This window comes from Hathewaya histolytica (genome assembly GCF_901482605.1).
Taxonomy (GTDB): domain Bacteria; phylum Bacillota; class Clostridia; order Clostridiales; family Clostridiaceae; genus Hathewaya; species Hathewaya histolytica.
This window is the reverse complement of the sequence record NZ_LR590481.1, coordinates 1493832-1511699: the sequence shown is the minus strand read 5'-3', so window position 1 is coordinate 1511699 and position 17868 is coordinate 1493832. Positions and strand designations below refer to the sequence as shown.

Annotated in this window: 20 protein-coding genes; 17 read left to right on the top strand and 3 right to left on the bottom strand. The window is 28.7% G+C overall.

Annotated elements, in window-relative coordinates; translation table 11 throughout:
- Genes rsgA through FGL08_RS07415 form a run of 3 tightly spaced genes read left to right on the top strand, consistent with a single transcriptional unit; the run spans position 1 to position 2160 of the window.
- A complete protein-coding gene (gene rsgA / locus FGL08_RS07425; RefSeq protein WP_138210187.1) occupies positions 1–870 on the top strand; it encodes a ribosome small subunit-dependent GTPase A in 870 nt (289 codons plus the stop codon).
- Positions 871–872: 2 nt separating this feature from the next.
- Positions 873–1523 (top strand): ribulose-phosphate 3-epimerase, encoded by a 651-nt coding sequence (rpe, locus tag FGL08_RS07420; protein ID WP_138210186.1) that lies wholly within the window; start codon positions 873–875, stop codon positions 1521–1523.
- A gap of 1 nt (position 1524) precedes the next feature.
- Positions 1525–2160 (top strand): thiamine diphosphokinase, encoded by a 636-nt coding sequence (locus FGL08_RS07415; RefSeq protein ID WP_138210185.1) that lies wholly within the window; start codon positions 1525–1527, stop codon positions 2158–2160.
- A 273-nt stretch (positions 2161–2433) separates the two neighbouring features.
- Here the strand turns inward: FGL08_RS07415 and rpmB are convergent, their stop codons facing one another.
- Entirely contained in the window at positions 2434–2625 is a 192-nt protein-coding gene (gene rpmB / locus FGL08_RS07410) for a 50S ribosomal protein L28 (RefSeq protein ID WP_138210184.1), read from the bottom strand.
- Between the two features lie 192 nt (positions 2626–2817).
- On the opposite strand from rpmB, the gene FGL08_RS07405 reads away from it, so the two are divergent.
- From FGL08_RS07405 to FGL08_RS07380, 6 genes are all read left to right on the top strand, one after another.
- Complete coding sequence (locus FGL08_RS07405; protein WP_138210183.1) at positions 2818–3168, top strand: Asp23/Gls24 family envelope stress response protein; 351 nt, start codon at positions 2818–2820, stop codon at positions 3166–3168.
- A gap of 14 nt (positions 3169–3182) precedes the next feature.
- Positions 3183–4838: a fatty acid kinase ATP-binding subunit FakA gene (locus FGL08_RS07400; RefSeq protein WP_138210182.1), complete on the top strand. Its 1656-nt coding sequence runs from the start codon at positions 3183–3185 to the stop codon at positions 4836–4838.
- Positions 4839–4886: 48 nt separating this feature from the next.
- Positions 4887–6920 (top strand): ATP-dependent DNA helicase RecG, encoded by a 2034-nt coding sequence (gene recG, locus FGL08_RS07395; protein ID WP_243117955.1) that lies wholly within the window; start codon positions 4887–4889, stop codon positions 6918–6920.
- 62 nt (positions 6921–6982) lie between these two features.
- A complete protein-coding gene (rsmD, locus tag FGL08_RS07390; RefSeq protein WP_138210180.1) occupies positions 6983–7540 on the top strand; it encodes a 16S rRNA (guanine(966)-N(2))-methyltransferase RsmD in 558 nt (185 codons plus the stop codon).
- Between the two features lie 2 nt (positions 7541–7542).
- On the top strand, positions 7543–8031 hold the full coding sequence (gene coaD, locus FGL08_RS07385) for a pantetheine-phosphate adenylyltransferase (protein ID WP_138210179.1): 489 nt from the start codon (positions 7543–7545) through the stop codon (positions 8029–8031).
- 12 nt (positions 8032–8043) lie between these two features.
- On the top strand, positions 8044–8568 hold the full coding sequence (locus FGL08_RS07380) for an ATPase (protein WP_138210178.1): 525 nt from the start codon (positions 8044–8046) through the stop codon (positions 8566–8568).
- On the opposite strand, the gene spoVV is transcribed toward FGL08_RS07380, so the two are convergent.
- Positions 8551–9654, bottom strand: coding sequence for a dipicolinic acid transporter SpoVV (gene spoVV / locus FGL08_RS07375; protein WP_171012014.1), 1104 nt, complete (start codon positions 9652–9654; stop codon positions 8551–8553). The genes FGL08_RS07380 and spoVV overlap by 18 nt on opposite strands.
- 68 nt (positions 9655–9722) lie before the next feature.
- Positions 9723–10931 (bottom strand): nucleotidyltransferase, encoded by a 1209-nt coding sequence (locus tag FGL08_RS07370; RefSeq protein WP_138210176.1) that lies wholly within the window; start codon positions 10929–10931, stop codon positions 9723–9725.
- 239 nt (positions 10932–11170) lie between these two features.
- On the opposite strand from FGL08_RS07370, the gene pta reads away from it, so the two are divergent.
- The 8 genes from pta (at position 11171) to FGL08_RS07330 (ending at position 17666) form a co-directional block, all read left to right on the top strand.
- Positions 11171–12166 (top strand): phosphate acetyltransferase, encoded by a 996-nt coding sequence (gene pta / locus FGL08_RS07365; RefSeq protein WP_138210175.1) that lies wholly within the window; start codon positions 11171–11173, stop codon positions 12164–12166.
- 44 nt (positions 12167–12210) lie between these two features.
- The gene (locus tag FGL08_RS07360) at positions 12211–13407 is read left to right on the top strand and encodes an acetate/propionate family kinase (RefSeq protein ID WP_138210174.1); all 1197 of its coding nucleotides are present in this window, start codon (positions 12211–12213) and stop codon (positions 13405–13407) included.
- Between the two features lie 140 nt (positions 13408–13547).
- A complete protein-coding gene (locus FGL08_RS07355; protein ID WP_171012013.1) occupies positions 13548–14066 on the top strand; it encodes a YceD family protein in 519 nt (172 codons plus the stop codon).
- Between the two features lie 37 nt (positions 14067–14103).
- Positions 14104–14286 (top strand): 50S ribosomal protein L32, encoded by a 183-nt coding sequence (gene rpmF, locus FGL08_RS07350; RefSeq protein ID WP_138210172.1) that lies wholly within the window; start codon positions 14104–14106, stop codon positions 14284–14286.
- 105 nt (positions 14287–14391) lie between these two features.
- A complete protein-coding gene (plsX, locus tag FGL08_RS07345) occupies positions 14392–15402 on the top strand; it encodes a phosphate acyltransferase PlsX (RefSeq protein ID WP_138210171.1) in 1011 nt (336 codons plus the stop codon).
- A 154-nt stretch (positions 15403–15556) separates the two neighbouring features.
- Positions 15557–15790, top strand: a complete 234-nt coding sequence (acpP, locus tag FGL08_RS07340; RefSeq protein ID WP_138210170.1) for an acyl carrier protein — start codon at positions 15557–15559, stop codon at positions 15788–15790.
- 60 nt (positions 15791–15850) lie between these two features.
- Positions 15851–16552 carry a ribonuclease III gene (gene rnc, locus FGL08_RS07335; RefSeq protein ID WP_138210169.1) on the top strand — a complete coding sequence of 234 codons (702 nt, stop codon included), beginning with the start codon at positions 15851–15853 and terminating at the stop codon, positions 16550–16552.
- On the top strand, positions 16545–17666 hold the full coding sequence (locus tag FGL08_RS07330; RefSeq protein WP_138210168.1) for an elongator complex protein 3: 1122 nt from the start codon (positions 16545–16547) through the stop codon (positions 17664–17666). Before rnc ends, FGL08_RS07330 begins: the two co-directional genes overlap by 8 nt.
- Positions 17667–17868 lie beyond the last annotated feature (202 nt).

The following is a 17868-nucleotide window of genomic DNA, read 5'->3' as shown; positions in this document are numbered from 1 at the left end:
ATGGAAGGAATTATAGTAAAAGGTGTAGGTGGATTATACACAGTAAAAGTAAAAGATGAATTTTATCAGTGTAAGGCAAGAGGTAAGTTTAGATTCAATAAATACACACCTATGGTAGGAGATAGAGTATGTATAAAAATTGAAAATGGTGGAACAACCATAGAAAAAATCTACGATCGTGCATCAGAATTAATTAGACCATTTGTGGCTAATGTTACTCAGGCTTTTGTGGTTTTTACATTAAAAAATCCCGAAGTTAATTTTGATCTTCTAAATAGATTCTTAATTTTATCTGAATACAACAATCTTAAGATAACCCTTTGTTTAAATAAAATAGATCTTATAGATTTTTCAGATGAAAATAATAAAAGGTTTATAGAAATTCTCAAATCCATAGGATACGATTTAATATTTATAAATGCAAAAGAAGGAAAAGGAATAGCAGAGTTTAAAAGTAAGGTAGAAGACAATATATCTGTGTTTTGTGGACCTTCAGGAGTAGGTAAGTCTACTATTTTAAATGCTATACTTGGTAAAGAACACATGGAGACAGGGGAAATAAGTGAAAAGTTAAAAAGAGGTAAACATACTACAAGACATGCAGAGCTTATAGAGTATGAAGGGGGTTTCCTTTTGGATACTCCCGGATTCTCTTCTATAAGTACAGATTTTATGAACATAGAAGAGCTTAAGGAATGTTTTCCGGAGTTTAAAGGTTATGCCGGTCAATGTAAATTTTCAAACTGCATGCATCATAAGGAACCCGGATGTATCATTAAGAAAAGTTTAGAAGATGGTGAAATTTCTACTGAAAGATATGAATTTTATATAAAAATACTACAAGAATTACAAAATCTAAGGAGGTATTAACTATGAAAATTGCACCTTCTATATTATCTGCAAACTTTGCAAACTTAGGGGAAGATGTGAAAAATATCGAAAAATATGGAGCAGATTTAGTGCATATTGATGTTATGGATGGTAGATTTGTTCCCAATATAACTTTTGGAATGCCTATAATAAAGAGTATTAGAGCTTATTCTAAATTACCTTTTGATGTTCATCTTATGATAGAGGAACCATCAAAATACATAGATGATTTTATAGAAGCTGGTGCTGATATTATAACTATACACTATGAAGCTGATAAACATATAGATAGAACTATAAATTATATCAAAAGTAAGGGAGTTAAGGCTGGAATAGCATTAAACCCTGGAACGCCTATAAGCAATATAATAGATTTGATTCCAGTATTAGATATGGTTTTAATTATGTCTGTAAACCCTGGATTTGGAGGGCAAAAGTATATAGAGTACTGTTCTACTAAAATATCAGAACTAAGAAAGTTAAGTAAAAAATTTAATAGAAAGCTTTGGATTGAAGTTGACGGTGGGGTAACTAAAGATAATATAAAAAATATATCACAATGTGGTGCTGATATTGTAGTAGCTGGTTCAGCTGTATTTAAAAATGGAGAAATTGAAAAAAATATAAGAGAGTTGAAAGAGGCTTTATTATAATATGAGAAGCATTATTATTTCAGGAGGTAAGGCACCATCTTTACAATTATTAAAAAATTATCTTAAAGAAGAACACTTTATAATTGCATCGGATTCAGGTGCTGAAGCAACCTTAAAATATAATTTAACACCAAACATGATTGTTGGAGATTTAGATTCTATATCTGAAGATACGTATATGTATTATTTAAATAAAGGTTGTAAGTTTGTTAGGTATAGTCCTGAAAAAGATTTTACTGATACTGAATTAGCTATAGAAGAAGCTATAAATATAGGTTCTGACGAAATAATATTATTTGGATGTACTGGAACAAGATTAGATCATGTACTAGCTAATCTTGGATTGTTGGTAGATTACTATGAGAGAGGTATAAATATAAATCTTATAGATGATAATAATGAGGTGTTTGTGACTCAGAAACCTATAAAGATAAGTGGTGTTAAGGGGAAGATATTTTCATTACAAGCTTTTAGGGAGAATGTAAATAAACTTACTATAAAAAATGCAAAATATGAACTTTTAAACCATAACTTGAAGGCAGGTTCTCCGCTTACAGTTTCTAATGAATTTTTAGATGGAGAAGCTTATATAGGATTTGAAAGTGGAACCTTACTTGTAATATTACCAAGAGATTAATTTTGTAACAACCTATGCGTAGGTTGTTATTTTTTTGAACATTTTTTTAGGAGAGGAGTAGTATATATAAAGTACTATTTTAATATTAGATTTTGTAATAAGTAAAATTTAAAATCATATAAATAATATTGTAGGTTAAATATAGACTTAGGAGTGGATGTAATGAAAATATTTACAATTAAATTACCTAAATTTTTGTCTAACATAATAAAATTATTTATAAAGAAAAAATAAAAAAATGCAGCTTTTAACTGCATTTCTTTATTTTTTATATTATACTGCACGTTGAACTTTTCCAGAACGTAAACAACTAGTACAAACTTTTACTGTTTTAGGTGTCCCGTTAACTAAAGCTTTAACCTTTTTAAGGTTTGGAGCCCAAGTTCTGTTACTTTTATTTTCAGCGTGGCTGCGTTGTCTTCCGTATACAACACCTTTTCCACATACCTCACACATTCTTGCCATATCAAACACCTCCCTGCAAACCATATGTAAAAAACTATGAGTTCAAACATAGCTTATTTTATCATATATCATGCATAATTATCAAGTAAATTATAAAATTAATAAATAAACTTATAATAGAACTTATAAACTTGAATAAATTTATTATATCATATAAAATAATTATAAGGTATACTTTAAGGAGGAATAATAATGAAAGGAAACTTAAATACTGAGTTTGGGAATGTTTATTACACTGACGAAGTTTTAGGAAATATAGTTGGTCTTTCAACAATGGAGTGTTATGGAGTTGTAGGCATGGCATCTAAGAATGCTACAGATGGACTATGGGAACTTTTAAGAAAAGAAAATTTAAATAAGGGAGTAAGAATTAACTCTAAAGATAAAGAATTAAATATAGAATTATTTATAATTGTTGAGTATGGAATTAAAATTTCTGTAATTGCGAATAACATAATTAAAAAGGTAAAATATACAGTGGAAAATTTAACTGGATTAAGGGTATCATGTATTACGGTTAATGTTCAAGGTGTTAGAGTTTAAGGGAGGTACAACAATTGAAATATCAAAGTATTAATGGACATAATTTTTATAATATGATAATAAATGGATCTAATAAACTCGGAGAAAATAAGGAGTATATAAATTCATTAAATGTATTTCCAGTTCCTGATGGTGATACAGGAACAAATATGTGGATGACATTTAGTAGCGCTGTGGAAGAAATTAAGGAACTAAAACATGATACCATAGAAAATATATCAAAAGTTCTATCTAGAGGAGCTTTGATGGGAGCTAGAGGTAATTCAGGTGTTATTTTATCTCAAATTTTAAGAGGATTTGCAAAAGGCTTAGAGAATCAAGAAATTGCTACTGTAGAGGAATTTAAAAACGCCTTAAGAGAAGGATCTAATTATGCTTATAAGGCTGTTATGAGACCTACAGAAGGTACAATTCTAACTATTATAAGGGCAGCTGCTGAGGCGGGAGAAAAGAGTGCAAAGTTAGATGTTTGTGAGTTTTTAAATGAAGTTATTACTTATTCAGAAGAGATTTTAAGTAAAACTCCAGAAATGTTACCACAATTAAAAGAAGCGAAAGTTGTAGATGCTGGTGGGGCAGGGCTTTTACTTATTTTAAATGGTATGTATGAAGCCTTACAACTTAACTTAGAGGCAGATATAAATAAAGATGTTACCTCTTCAAAAACTTTTACTCCAAAGACAGCTCAAAGTACTATAGGAACTGAAAATATAAAGTTTGGATATTGTACAGAGTTTTTTGTTTATGCAAATAACGTTGATGTTGATAATTTTAAGATGGAACTAGAAAAGCATGGAGATTCAATGGTAGTAGTTGGACTTGAGGATGTAGTTAAGGTTCATATTCATACTAATGATCCAGGACTTGTTCTTTCAAAGGCAGTCCAACTAGGAGAACTTTCAAAAATAAAGATTGATAATATGAGAGAGCAACATAGACATATAATTTGCAATGATGAAGAGGTAGAAAAAGCAGTTAAAATCGAACTATCTGAAAATAAGGTTGAAGAGCCTAAAAAATATGGTTTTATTTCTATAGCTAGGGGAGAAGGAATAAAGTCTATTCTAGAAGAACTTGGTGTAGATGAAGTTATAGAGGGTGGGCAGACAATGAATCCTAGCACACAAGATATGTTAGATAGGATAGAAAGTTTAAATGCAGAAAACATATTTATTTTCCCTAACAATAAAAATATAATAATGGCTGCAAAACAAGCCGTTGATTTAACAGATAAAAAAGTATATGTAATTCCTACAAAAACTATTCCTCAAGGAATAAGCGCACTTACTATGTTTAATCCTGAAGCATCTGCAGAAGACAATATAGCTGAAATGGAAAGCGTTATAGGAAATGTATCTACAGGCTCTGTAACTTATGCTATTAAGGACACTGAGTCAGATGGAATAAAAATAAATAAAGATGATGTATTAGGACTTGTAGAAGAAAAAATCGTGAAAGTAGGAAAAGATATATATTCAGTATGTGAAAATATATTAGATAATATGGTTGGAGAAGATAGTGAACTTATAACAGTTTACTATGGCGAAGACTGTGAAGAAGAGAAAGTTCAAGAACTTATAAATTTATTAGAAGATAAATTCGAAGATTTAGATGTTCAATGTTATGAAGGAAAACAACCTTTATATTATTTTATAGTTTCTGTAGAATAAAAGCCTTAGGGCTTTTTTCTTTATTTAGAAATTAGGAGTGATATGGATTTGAAAATAGAAAATAGTATTAAATTTGTAAAAGGTGTTGGACCTAAACTATCTGAAGAACTAAATAAAATGGGTATTTTCACTATTTTAGACCTTTTGTTGTATTTTCCAAGGGATTATGAGAATGTAGGATTTATTAATGCTTTAGGGGATTGTAGAGATAAGGAAAGGATTTTTGTTTCTGTAAAAGTAATTCAAATAAATCGTGATTTTAGAACTAAAACTGGAAAAATAAAAAGTAGTATAATCTTTGATGTACAAGGAGAAAGATTAACAGCTGTATGGTTTAACCAACCATATATAAAAAAAAGTTTTTTTATTGGTAAAACATACTTGGTTTCTGGTAAGTGTGAATTTGTAGGAAAAAATAAAGTTATTCTAAACCCTAAAATCATAAGGAATACAACTTTAGATAAGAATTCAATTATAGCAAAATATCCTCTTAAAGGAAAAATAACAAATACATTCTTAAATAAAATTATTACAAACATCTTATGTGAAATAAGTATAAAAGAAAACCTACCACAAGAAATATTATCTAGATATAATTTGATAACTTTAGATAAGGCTATCAAAAATATACACTCTCCTTCAAGCCTGGAAGATTTGCAAAAGGCAAAAGAAAGACTGAAGTTTCAAGAACTATTTACATATTCTTTAAAAATATTAATGCTTAAAGAGGGTTATAGTGGAGAAGAGGGAATAAGTTTTAAAATATCAAAGGAATTAAAAGATTTAAAAGAAAGATTACCTTTTGAACTTACAAATGCTCAAAGTAGAGTTATAAAAGAAATCTTAGTTGATGGGAAAAAAAATAAGCCAATGAATAGATTAGTAGAAGGGGATGTTGGATGCGGTAAGACAGTTATAGCTATAATAGCTATGTTTAACGTAGTAAAGAATAACTATCAAGCTGTAATGATGGCACCTACAGAAATATTGGCAAAGCAACACTTTAATGAAATTAAAAATCTTTTAGGGGAGTTTAATATATGTATAGAACTTTTAGTAGGAAGTACTACTAAGAAAAATAAAGAAAACTTAAAAGAAAGATTAAAAATGGGAGAAATAGATATTATAGTTGGTACTCATGCTTTAATAGAGGAAGATGTTGAATATAGGAATTTAGGATTAATTATAACAGATGAACAACATAGGTTTGGAGTAAATCAAAGATGTAGACTTTTAAATAAAAATAAAAGTGCCGATGTCATGGTTATGACTGCAACCCCTATTCCTAGAACTTTAAGTTTAAGTTTTTATGGGGATTTAGATCTTTCTGTTATTGATGAACTTCCACCTAATAGGAAGAGTGTTAATACATATTATATTGCAAAAAATGAAAAGAAAAGAGTGTATAATTTTGCATTAGAAGAAATAGCTAATGGAAGACAAGTGTATGTGGTATGCCCATTAGTAGAGGAATCGGAAGAATTAAATTTAAGTTCCGTAGAAAGTTTATATAGTGAACTTAAGGAAGAGTATTTCAATAATATACAAGTAAGCATTCTTCACGGCAAAATGCCCTGGAAGGAAAAAGAAGAGATAATGAATAGTTTTAAACAAGGACATATAAAGGTACTAATTTCAACTACAGTTATAGAAGTAGGAGTTAATGTACCTAATGCAACTTTAATGATTATTGAAAATGCCGAGAGATTTGGACTTGCACAACTTCATCAATTAAGGGGTAGAGTTGGAAGAGGTGAACATAAGTCTTATTGTGTTTTAGTTGCTAATATTAAAAGTGAAAAAGTTAGAAAGAGAATGGAGATAATGAAAAATATTAGTGATGGTTTCAAACTTGCAGAAGAAGACTTAAAAATTAGGGGTACAGGAGAAATGTTTGGATATAGGCAACACGGAGAAAGCGGACTTATAATATCAGATCCAATAGAGGATTACAATATATTAAGAAGTGCTAATAAGGAGGCTAAAAATATTTTAAGTAGTAATAAAGATGTACATGTAAAGTTTAAGGACTATGTAAAAGATAACATAGAAAAACATTCTAAATATATATGTTTTAATTAAATCTTTTTTAAATTTATTTTTTATGCTAAAATTATATAGAAAAAATAAAGGGAGGAAATAAATTGAGAATAATATCTGGAATTGCAAAAGGGAGAAAAATTTTACCTCCAGAAGGCATGGTAACTAGACCTACTTTAGATAGAGTGAAGGAGTCTATGTTTAGTATAATACAAAATTATATTGTGGATGCGGTAGTCGTAGATGTGTTTTCAGGAACAGGTAGCTTAGGATTAGAGGCAGCAAGTAGGGGAGCTAAAAGGTGTTATTTAATAGACAAAAACCCTACTACATATTCAATATTAAAAAAAAATGTTGAAAATTTAAAATTTGAAAACATCTGTACAACTATAAATGGAGATTCTTATGAAACTTTAAAAATGTTAGGGAAAAAAGGCGAAAAGTTTGATATAATATTTATAGACCCACCCTATGCAAAAGAAATGATACCACTGGCTATTGATATTACTGATAAAAATTCACTATTAAAAAAAGATGGTATTATTGTTTGCAAAATAGATTCTGGAGAAGAAATTTTTGAAGGAACAGGAGATCTTATTTTAGTTAATAAAAGAAAGTATGGTAATACAACTGTACTCTTTTATAAATATAGGGAGGAATAAAGTTGAAGAGAGCTGCTGTTTATGCTGGGAGTTTTGATCCCATTACAAATGGCCATTTGGACATAATAGATAGGGCATCAAGAGTATTTGACCAATTGATAGTAGGTGTACTTATAAATCCGGATAAAAAGGGGTTATTTTCTATAGAAGAGAGAGTAGAACTTATAAATAAGGTTATAAAATCTTATAATAATGTAAAGGTAGAGAGTTTTGAGGGACTATTAGTGGATTTTATGGATAAACATGATGCAAGCGTTATTGTAAAAGGATTAAGGGCAGTTTCAGATTTTGAATATGAATTTCAAATGGCTATGATGAATAATAAGTTGGATAATACAAAAGAAACAATATTTATGGCTACTAGTCCGCAATACTCTTATTTAAGTTCTTCAGCAGTAAAACAAGTTGCAAAGTTTGGAGGATGTATTAGGGACCTAGTACCGAATGAACTAAATGATATTATAATAAAGAAAGTCATAGAGAATAAGTAAGGGAGAGGTTTTATGGATGTTATAAAATTGTTAGAATACTTACAAGAAATACTAGAAACTTCCTCTAAAATTCCCGTGGTTGGTAAGGTATTAGTTGATAAAAAAGAAATGAATGAAGTAATTGAACAGATTATAGAATATCTTCCAGAAGAATTTAAGAAGGCTAGTTGGATTTCTGAAGAAAAAGATAAAATATTAAAAGACGCTCATGAACAGGCAGAAATGATTAAAAAAGAGAGTGTTGACATAGTCAAGAAAAGAATTAGTAGTCATGACTACGTTAAAAAGGCCTCTTCCATGGCAGAAGATATAGTTTTAAATGCTGAAAAAAAAGCTGATATTATAAAAGTTGGAGCTAGGGATTATGCCCTAGATAAAATATCATATGCTCAGAATGGAATTAATGCGAACTACGAAGAGCTAATGAATAATATAAAAAAAGAGATGGAAAACTTTATAATAAATATGGATTCTTATATAAAAGCTACCACCTCTAGTATAGATGAAGATATAGAAGAATTAAAGGATATTAAATAGTTTTTTTATTTTAGTATATACAAGTGGAATTAATAGAATTAGGGATACTATTATAATATAAATTGAAAAATTTATATTATAATTATTAGAACTATATTGGGCAAAGGAAAACCTGCTATTAGTACTTATAGTATAAAGTCCTAGGGAGATTACTGCTGCTAGGATTCCTTGCAAAAATTTTCTTCTAACATATTTTTTAATAGAAAAATTATATTTATATAAAAATGCATAAACCTGTAGTATTATACAAAGTCCACTAAATGATATTAAAAAACTAATTAAGATTAGTTTTAGTTCTGTAGGAATAACCATAGAAGATATACTATGACATCCATTAGTTATCTCTAGTAAGCCTAAAAGAAATGAAAATAGTGTCTTATTTTTAAGATGGGGAGCAATACTTAATATGGTATTGCTCCTTATTATTTCTGTTATCATGGAAAAAAATATAACAAAACCTCCAACGAGAATGGATATGTTAAGGGCATCTTCAATGGAGCTACTAAAAGCTTTTGAAAATGTAGGAGTTTGAAAATTGTGCTTAAACTTAGTTTTATTTTTTATGTCTAAGTTATTTTTTGTTTTTAAAATTATTCCCATTAGAATACAAGAAATGTAATTTGAAATTAATAGTATGTATCCTAACCTTTTATTGTTGAGCATAGCCATAGATATTGTTCCCATAATAAAAAGCGGACTTGCATTAGATGCTATATTCAAAAGTTTTTCTGCAGTATTGAAGTCTATAATTTTTTTTTCGTATAAATCCGAAGTATATTTAGCTCCCATAGGGTATCCGCATAGAAAACTTAATAATATAACCACACTACATGAAGTAGGCAGATTTAAAGGTTTACATAAAATAGGACCTAGTAACTTAGCATATAGTTCTATTCCATTAAAAGCTATTATAAGATTACATAAAACTAAAAATGGAAATAAACAAGGAAATACTGCTTGTATAAAAAGCTTTAATCCCTTTAAAGAACCATCCATACAAGGTTTAGGAAATATAATTATATTTAAAATTAGAAAACTTAAAATTAGTATAAAGATTTTATTATTTCTTTTACTTGAATAATGCAATATTATCTTCCTTTATAATATTAATTATAATATATATATATATTGTCTTAATAAAATTAATTACTGCATTAAGGTAATATAATAGGCTTTTTGTAATAATCCTCATTGAACCTAACTTTTTTGTTTAATAAGCTGTAAAATGATGTTCCTTTAAGGTCTAACTCTAAAAATTCATTTTTACATTTAGGTATTTTAGTTACTATAGGTATTTCAGATTTTAACTTCATATCTTTTAGTATTTTTTGACCTTTAGAAGTAAATCCTAGAACTCTAGCATACGGTGTATGAGATTTACGCATATATTCTATATTATATTGTTCAAAACCTATAAAAAGTTGCATTAGAATTCTATTTATTCTAGTTAGTGTATATCGTTTACTTTTTGTATCCATTAAAGCATCATTAAAATTATTATTTTTTAAAATAGAATTTATGATTTTATTTTCTAATCCTTCCTTAATATCCGGAATTTTTGAAAATTCATCTTTCATACTTAATAGTTTATATTTAAGATAATATAAACTATCATTTATATTTGGAAAGTTTTCTGTTCCATAATTTATTAAAGAATTATATGTGTCTATAGGTACTTTATCTTTTAGATCTTCTAAGGACGAATTAGAAAATATATATTTTCTAATACCAGTTGCACTGGTAATGTCACCAAGAGATTCAGAGTTATATGATTCACCGATTCTTTTTACACTAAAAGGTGAAATATTACTGTTTATTCTTATTAGGCTTTTTAAATATTCAATTCCTAGAATGTTATTTGAAGAGTTTAAAATCTCATCAATATTATAAATGTTCGTATTATTATCTTGCAAATAATTTTTAATAGCTTCGCTTCTAGCCTTAGGAAAACTTAATCCTTTTTGGAGATGATAGTCTAAAGCTTTTTTATATAAATAAGGTTCCTCTACTAGAAGTTTTGCTATAGGTTTTAATATTTCTATATCTTCAGTTTCACTTCCAAATGATAAGCTATTAACTACATTTAAAGAATTCAAAAGACTTATACTTCCAAAAGAGAAAAATTCTGCAGAAGATAGGCTATAAACTAGAGGTAATTCTATTACAAGATCAATTCCATTTTTAAGGGCAACTTCTGTACGGCACCACTTGTCTAAAATAGCTGGCATCCCTCTTTGTACAAAGTTTCCACTCATAACACATATAATAGCGTCACAATTTGTAAGCTCCTTTGTTTTTTTTATATGATATAGATGACCTTTATGAAAAGGGTTATACTCTGCTATGATAGCACTTATATTCATTCCAACACCTCATTTTTAATATATATAATTATTATAAGTAATAAACATATATTTATAAAGAATAAATAGATGTTTATATTCAAAAGTGTAGATTTTTAAAGTCTGAAAATTACAAAATTATACATAAGTAAAAAATAATTAAACTTAAACTTGAATAAAAAGACTAAAAAGGTTATATTATTAATGTATATATGTAACATTTTTATATGTTTATATTATATCTCAAAGGGGGAAGAGATATGGAATTTATGAATAAGATATGGAAAATGGCTAAAGAAGATAAGAAAAGAATAGTTTTACCAGAAGGTGATGAGGAAAGGAATCTAATAGCTAGCGAGAGAATAAAAGAAGAAGGGTTAGCGGATATTATTCTCGTAGGTAAGGAAGAGTCTATAAGAAGTAAGGCAAAAGACTTAAATCTTGATATTTCAGGAATAGAAATTATTGATCCTGAAAAATCAGATAAGCTTAATGCATATGCAAAAGAGTTTTATGAACTTAGAAAACATAAGGGAATGACAGAAGAAAAAGCACTATCTACAATGAAAGATCCATTATATTACGGAACAATGATGGTTAAGCTAGGTCATGGTGATGGTTTAGTATCTGGAGCTATCCATACGACAGGAGACCTTTTAAGACCAGGTCTGCAAATTGTTAAAACTGCTCCGGGGATTAAAGTCGTATCTAGCTTTTTCTTGATGAGCATACCTAATTGTGAATATGGTGAAGATGGATTCTTATTATTTTCAGATTGTGCTGTAAATCCAAATCCAAATTCAGAAGAATTAGCTTCAATAGCTATATCAACTGCTGAAACGGCTAAAAACCTTTGTAAAATAGAACCAAGAGTTGCTATGTTATCCTTCTCTACTATGGGAAGTGCAAAACACGATCTAGTTGATAAGGTTAAAGTAGCAACAAAAACTGCTAAAGCTCAAAGACCAGACTTACTAATTGATGGTGAGCTTCAATTAGATGCATCAATAGTTAAAGAGGTTGCAGATTTAAAGGCACCAGAGAGTAATGTTGCAGGAAGAGCTAATGTATTGGTATTTCCAGATTTACAATCAGGAAATATTGGTTATAAATTAGTTCAAAGATTTGCAAAAGCTGAAGCTATAGGACCTATATGTCAAGGGTTTGCAAAACCAATAAATGATTTATCAAGGGGATGCAGTCCTGAGGATATAGTTAATGTAGTTGCAGTAACAGCTGTTCAAGCACAATCATAGTTAACATTTTAATTTAATATACATAATTTTAAGGAGGAAAATAAATGAAGGTTTTAGTTATTAACTGCGGAAGCTCATCATTAAAATATCAATTAATTGATATGTCAACTGAAGAAGCTTTAGCAAAAGGTTTAGTAGAAAGAATAGGAATAGAAGGTTCTATACTAACTCACAAAGCTGAAGGAAAAGATAAACATATAATACAGACTCCAATGAAAGATCACCAAGTTGCAATAGAATTAGTATTAGGTGCTTTAACTGATAAAGAGTATGGTGTAATTAGTAGCATGGATGAAATTTCTGCTGTAGGACACAGAGTTGTTCATGGAGGAGAAAAGTATGCTAAATCTGTAATAATAAATGATGAAGTAATGGTTAACTTAGAAGAATGTGCTAAATTAGCTCCATTACATAACCCAGCAAATATTATTGGAATAAATGCATGTAAGAAGTTAATGCCAAATACTCCTATGTCAGTAGTATTTGACACGGCATTCCATCAAACTATGCCAGAACATGCATACATTTATGCATTACCATATGAAGCTTATGAAAAACATTCAGTAAGAAGATATGGAATGCACGGTACATCTCATAAATATGTATCAGATGTTGCAGCAGAGATGATGAATAAAAACATTGAAGATGTTAAAATTATTACTTGCCATTTAGGAAATGGTGCTAGTGTAACTGCAGTTAAAAATGGTAAATCTGTAGATACATCAATGGGATTCACTCCACTTGAAGGATTAGTAATGGGAACTAGATGTGGGGACATTGATCCAGCTATAATTCCGTTTTTAATGAAAGAAGATAATCTGTCTATTGATGAAATAGACAACTTAATGAACAAAAAATCTGGTGTGTTAGGAGTATCAGGTGTAAGTTCAGACTTTAGAGATATAGAAGATGCTGCAAAAGAAGGAAACCATAGAGCAAAACTTGCATTAGATGTATTCCATTATAGAGTAAAACAATATATTGGATCTTATACTGCAGCTATGAATGGTGTGGATGCAATAGTATTTACAGCAGGACTTGGTGAGAATTCAATTGATTCAAGAGAAGAGATTTGTAAGGATATGAACTTCTTAGGTATTAAATTAGATAAAGAAAAGAACAATGTTAGAGGAAAAGCTGTAGAAGTAAGTGCTGAAGATTCAAAGGTTAAAATATTTGTAATTCCAACTAACGAAGAGTTAATGATCGCTAAAGAGACTGTTTCATTAATTAGCAAATAAATTTATAAAAGTATTAAGTTTCGAGCAATATAGTTTGCTCGAAACTTATGTTTAAAAATAAGCTTGACTTTTATCCATATTATCTATATAATAACTCTTGTTTAATATATATAATAATATTATTCAAGAGGTATGTATTAATGAAATTTGATTTAATTCAATTATTCAATGGTAAGAAAGAAAAAATTACAGTACATACAGTTATCGAGAAAGATAAGTTGAGTTTGGGAGAAGAAATAATAGATTATAAATCGCCTATAACTATTGAGGGGAACTTTAGAAAAAAAGGGAACCAATATATTTTCAATGGAAAGTTTAATACTTCTTTATTGCTTGATTGCTCAAGATGTTTAAAACAGTTTGAACAAAAAATTAATATGGATGTAGAAGAGATTTTTTCAAAAGAGCCAATTAAAGATGAAAAAATTATTGAAAATAATATAGTTGATTTATATGAAATTGTTGAAGAAACTTTAGTTATGAATCTCCCTATTAAAAAGTTATGTAGGGATACATGTAAAGGATTATGCACAAATTGTGGTATTAATCTAAATACATCTTCTTGTAAATGTAGTGAGGTTACAGAAGATGTTGAAGAACAACCTTTGCTAGACCCTAGATTAGCAAAGCTTAAGAACTTATTAGATGATAATAAGTGATTATAAACTTTATTCATAGGTTAAGGAGGTGTTTATAATGGCTCATCCAAAGAGAAAAACTTCAAAAGCAAGAAGAGATCAAAGAAGAGCTCAAAACTTCAAGCTTAGCATGCCTGGTATGGTGGAATGTCCTCAATGCCATGAATTCAAACTAGCTCATAGAGTATGTAAAAATTGTGGATATTACAAGAATACAAAGGTAGTATCTGATGATAAATAATAAGAAAGTCGAAAGACTTTCTTTTATTTTTATATTTTATAAATTAACAAAAATTGTGATATAATATTTATATGAATTTATATTAGTATAAAGTGAGGTTAATATATGATTATAGCAGTAGATGGAATGGGTGGAGATAATAGTCCTCAAGAAGTAGTTAAGGGTTGTGTTGAGGCTTTAGAGTATACTGGAGTTAAAATTATAATTACAGGACCTGAAGAAAGAATTAAAGATGAACTTAAAAAGTATAAATACGATAGTGGAAGAATTGAAGTTTTAAATGCTGAAGAGGTTATAAGTAATAATGAACATCCAGCTATGGCTATTAGAAAGAAAAAGAATTCTTCTTTATGTAAAGCTTTATATTTAGTCAGAGAAGGCAAGGCTGATGCAGTTTTATCTGCAGGGAGTACCGGGGCATTACTAACAGGAGCTACACTAATTATAGGTAGAATAAAAGGTATTGATAGGCCCACTTTTGCACCAGTTATGCCAGGAAAGAATGGTAAGTTTATGATTGTAGATTGTGGTGCCAATGTTGACTGTAAGCCTAATAATTTAGTACAATTTGCATTAATGGGAAAAGTGTACTTTGAAAAAATTTTAAAAGTTAAAAATCCATCTGTGGGACTTGTAAATATTGGTGTTGAAGAAGAGAAAGGAAATGAACTCACAAAAGAAACATATAAATTATTAAAGGAAGCGAATTTAAATTTCGTTGGTAATATTGAACCTAGAGATATACCAAAAGGCGATACTAACGTTTTAGTTTGTGATGGTTTTGTGGGAAACACTATATTAAAAATGTATGAGGGCGTTGCAAGTACACTATTATCTACACTAAAGGAAAATATAATGTCATCATTTAGAACAAAAATAGGTGGAATGATTTTAAAACCTGTATTTTTAAAGTTTAAAAAAGACTTTAATTATGAAGAAGTTGGTGGAGCTGCTTTCCTAGGAGTAAAAGGAATATGTGTAAAGGCTCATGGTAGTTCGGATTCTAAAGCCTTCAAGAATGCTATAAGACAAGCAAAATTTTTCTATGATAATAATGTTGTAGAAAGCATAAAAGAATCCATAGAAAATATAAATAAAAAAGACGATATAAAGTAAAAATATAAGAAATAATTTTAAGAATAATACATATAAATATACAAAAGATAATAAAGTATAATATAATTTATAAAAAGTAGTTGATAAATAAGTATAAAACCATTAATATTTATTTATAAACAAAAAAGAATACTATTAAATTGGAGGCGACAGTATGATTTTTGAAAAGGTAAAGGATATTATAGTAGATCAATTAAGTGTAAATGAGGATGAGGTAACTATGGAAGCATCTTTCGTTGATGATTTAGGAGCAGACTCATTAGACGTAGTTGAATTTATAATGGCTTTAGAAGAAGAATTTGATATAGAAATACCTGATGAATCAGCTGAAAATGTTAAAACAGTAGGAGATGTAGTGGAATACATAAAATCTTGTGTTGAAGAATAAAACAGTCCCGCATTGCGGGACTAAATTTATTTAAATATATACTAAAGGAGTTAAAAAATCATGCAAAAAAAAAGTGCAATTAATGAACTTGAAAAAATAATTGCCATAGACTTTCACAATAAATCATTATTAAGAACGGCTTTAACACATAGTTCCTACGCAAACCAGAGAAAGAATATATCTTATAATGAACGATTGGAATATCTAGGAGATGCAGTTTTAGAATTAATTATATCTGAGTATTTATATATAAACTGTAAAGATAAATTAGAGGGAGAGCTTACAAAGATAAGGGCTACTATTGTCTGCGAAAGTTCTTTACATGAAATAGCTCAAAAGTGGGATTTAGGAAAATTTATTATTATGAGTAAAGGTGAGGAACAAACTGGTGGAAGGACGAGAAACTCTATTTTAGCGGATTGTGTAGAAGCTATTATTGCAGCCGTATATTTAGATAAAGGTTTAAAGTTCACAAGAAAGTTTATACTAGATAATTTTATGGCTACAATAGAAAGAGCTATAAAAAACCAAATTATACTAGATTATAAAACAAAGCTTCAAGAATTACTTCAAAAAAATGGAGAGGTCAGTATTTCGTATAATTTAACATCCTGTGAGGGACCACCTCATAGACCAATATTTCATGTGGAAGTAGTCATAAATGGTAAGTCTTCTGGAAAAGGCAGTGGATATAGTAAAAAAGAAGCAGAACAAAATGCAGCAAAGGAAGTTATTTTAGAGATGGAGAAACTATATGAGTAGAAACCATTATATTATACCTATATTTGTTCCGCATATAGGATGTCCTCATAACTGTGTGTTTTGTAATCAAAACACAATCACAGGTAAGAAGCATTTAAAAGAAACAAGTGAAGAGATTTTAAATTCTTCTAAAGCAGAAAATATTATAAAAGAATTTCTAAAAACTATAAATAATAAAAGAAGTGAAGATGCTATAATAGAAATTTCATTCTTTGGTGGTACCTTTACGGCTATACCTGTGGATTTGCAAGAAGAATTATTGAAAGTAGCATATAAATATAAAAATTCAGGTCTAATAAAATATATTAGATTGTCTACAAGACCAGATTACATAGATATAGAAAAGTTAAGTTTATTAAAAAAATATTCCGTAGATATAATCGAACTTGGAGTACAGTCTTTAGATGAGGATGTATTAAGACTTTCAGGAAGAGGGCACTCTGAAGATCAAGTATATCTAGCTAGTAGATTAATAAAAAGTTTTAATTTCACATTAGGTATTCAGATAATGTTAGGATTACCTGGAGATAATATGAAAAAAGATATATTAACTGCATTAAAAGTTGTAGAGATTAAACCTACTATAGCTAGAATATATCCATCTTTAGTAATAAAAGATACTCCTATGGAAACTATGCTTGAAAGAGGGGATTATAAACCCTATAGCCTTTATGAATCCATAAATATATGTAAAGCTATTTATAGTGTATTTGTAAGTAATAATATAAATGTAGTTAGGGTTGGACTACAGCCCACAGAAGATATAAATGAGGATGCTGAACTAGTATCTGGTCCTTTTCATCCAGCCTATAGGGAACTTATGGAGAGTAGTCTTTTAAATGAAGCTATATTTTCTAAAGTATTAGAAAGGTCTGTTAAGGATAAAATGATTTTAACAATAAACCCCAAGAATATATCTAAACTATATTCTAATAAAAAGTATTACTTTAATAAATATAAAGATAAATATGATTTAAAGGAATTAAAAGTAATACAAGATACTAATATGTCTTTAGATGAGGTTAAGATTAATATAGATAGCTATACTTACATGATATCATACAGGACGTTTCTAAAAGAGAAAGCTCTAGAAATTGAAAATTCCTATCTATAAAGTATGAATTATATAATTTATAATTAATAAATTAAAAAACCGTGATATCACGGTTTTTTAATTTTAGATATATTCAATTGATATTTTTACATAAATATAATAAACTTATATAATGGAAATAATTAAATTTTAAGAGGTGTTTCTATGAATAAAAAAGAAAGAGAAAAAAAGACACAAATATTCGCAATTGTGATTTTAATTG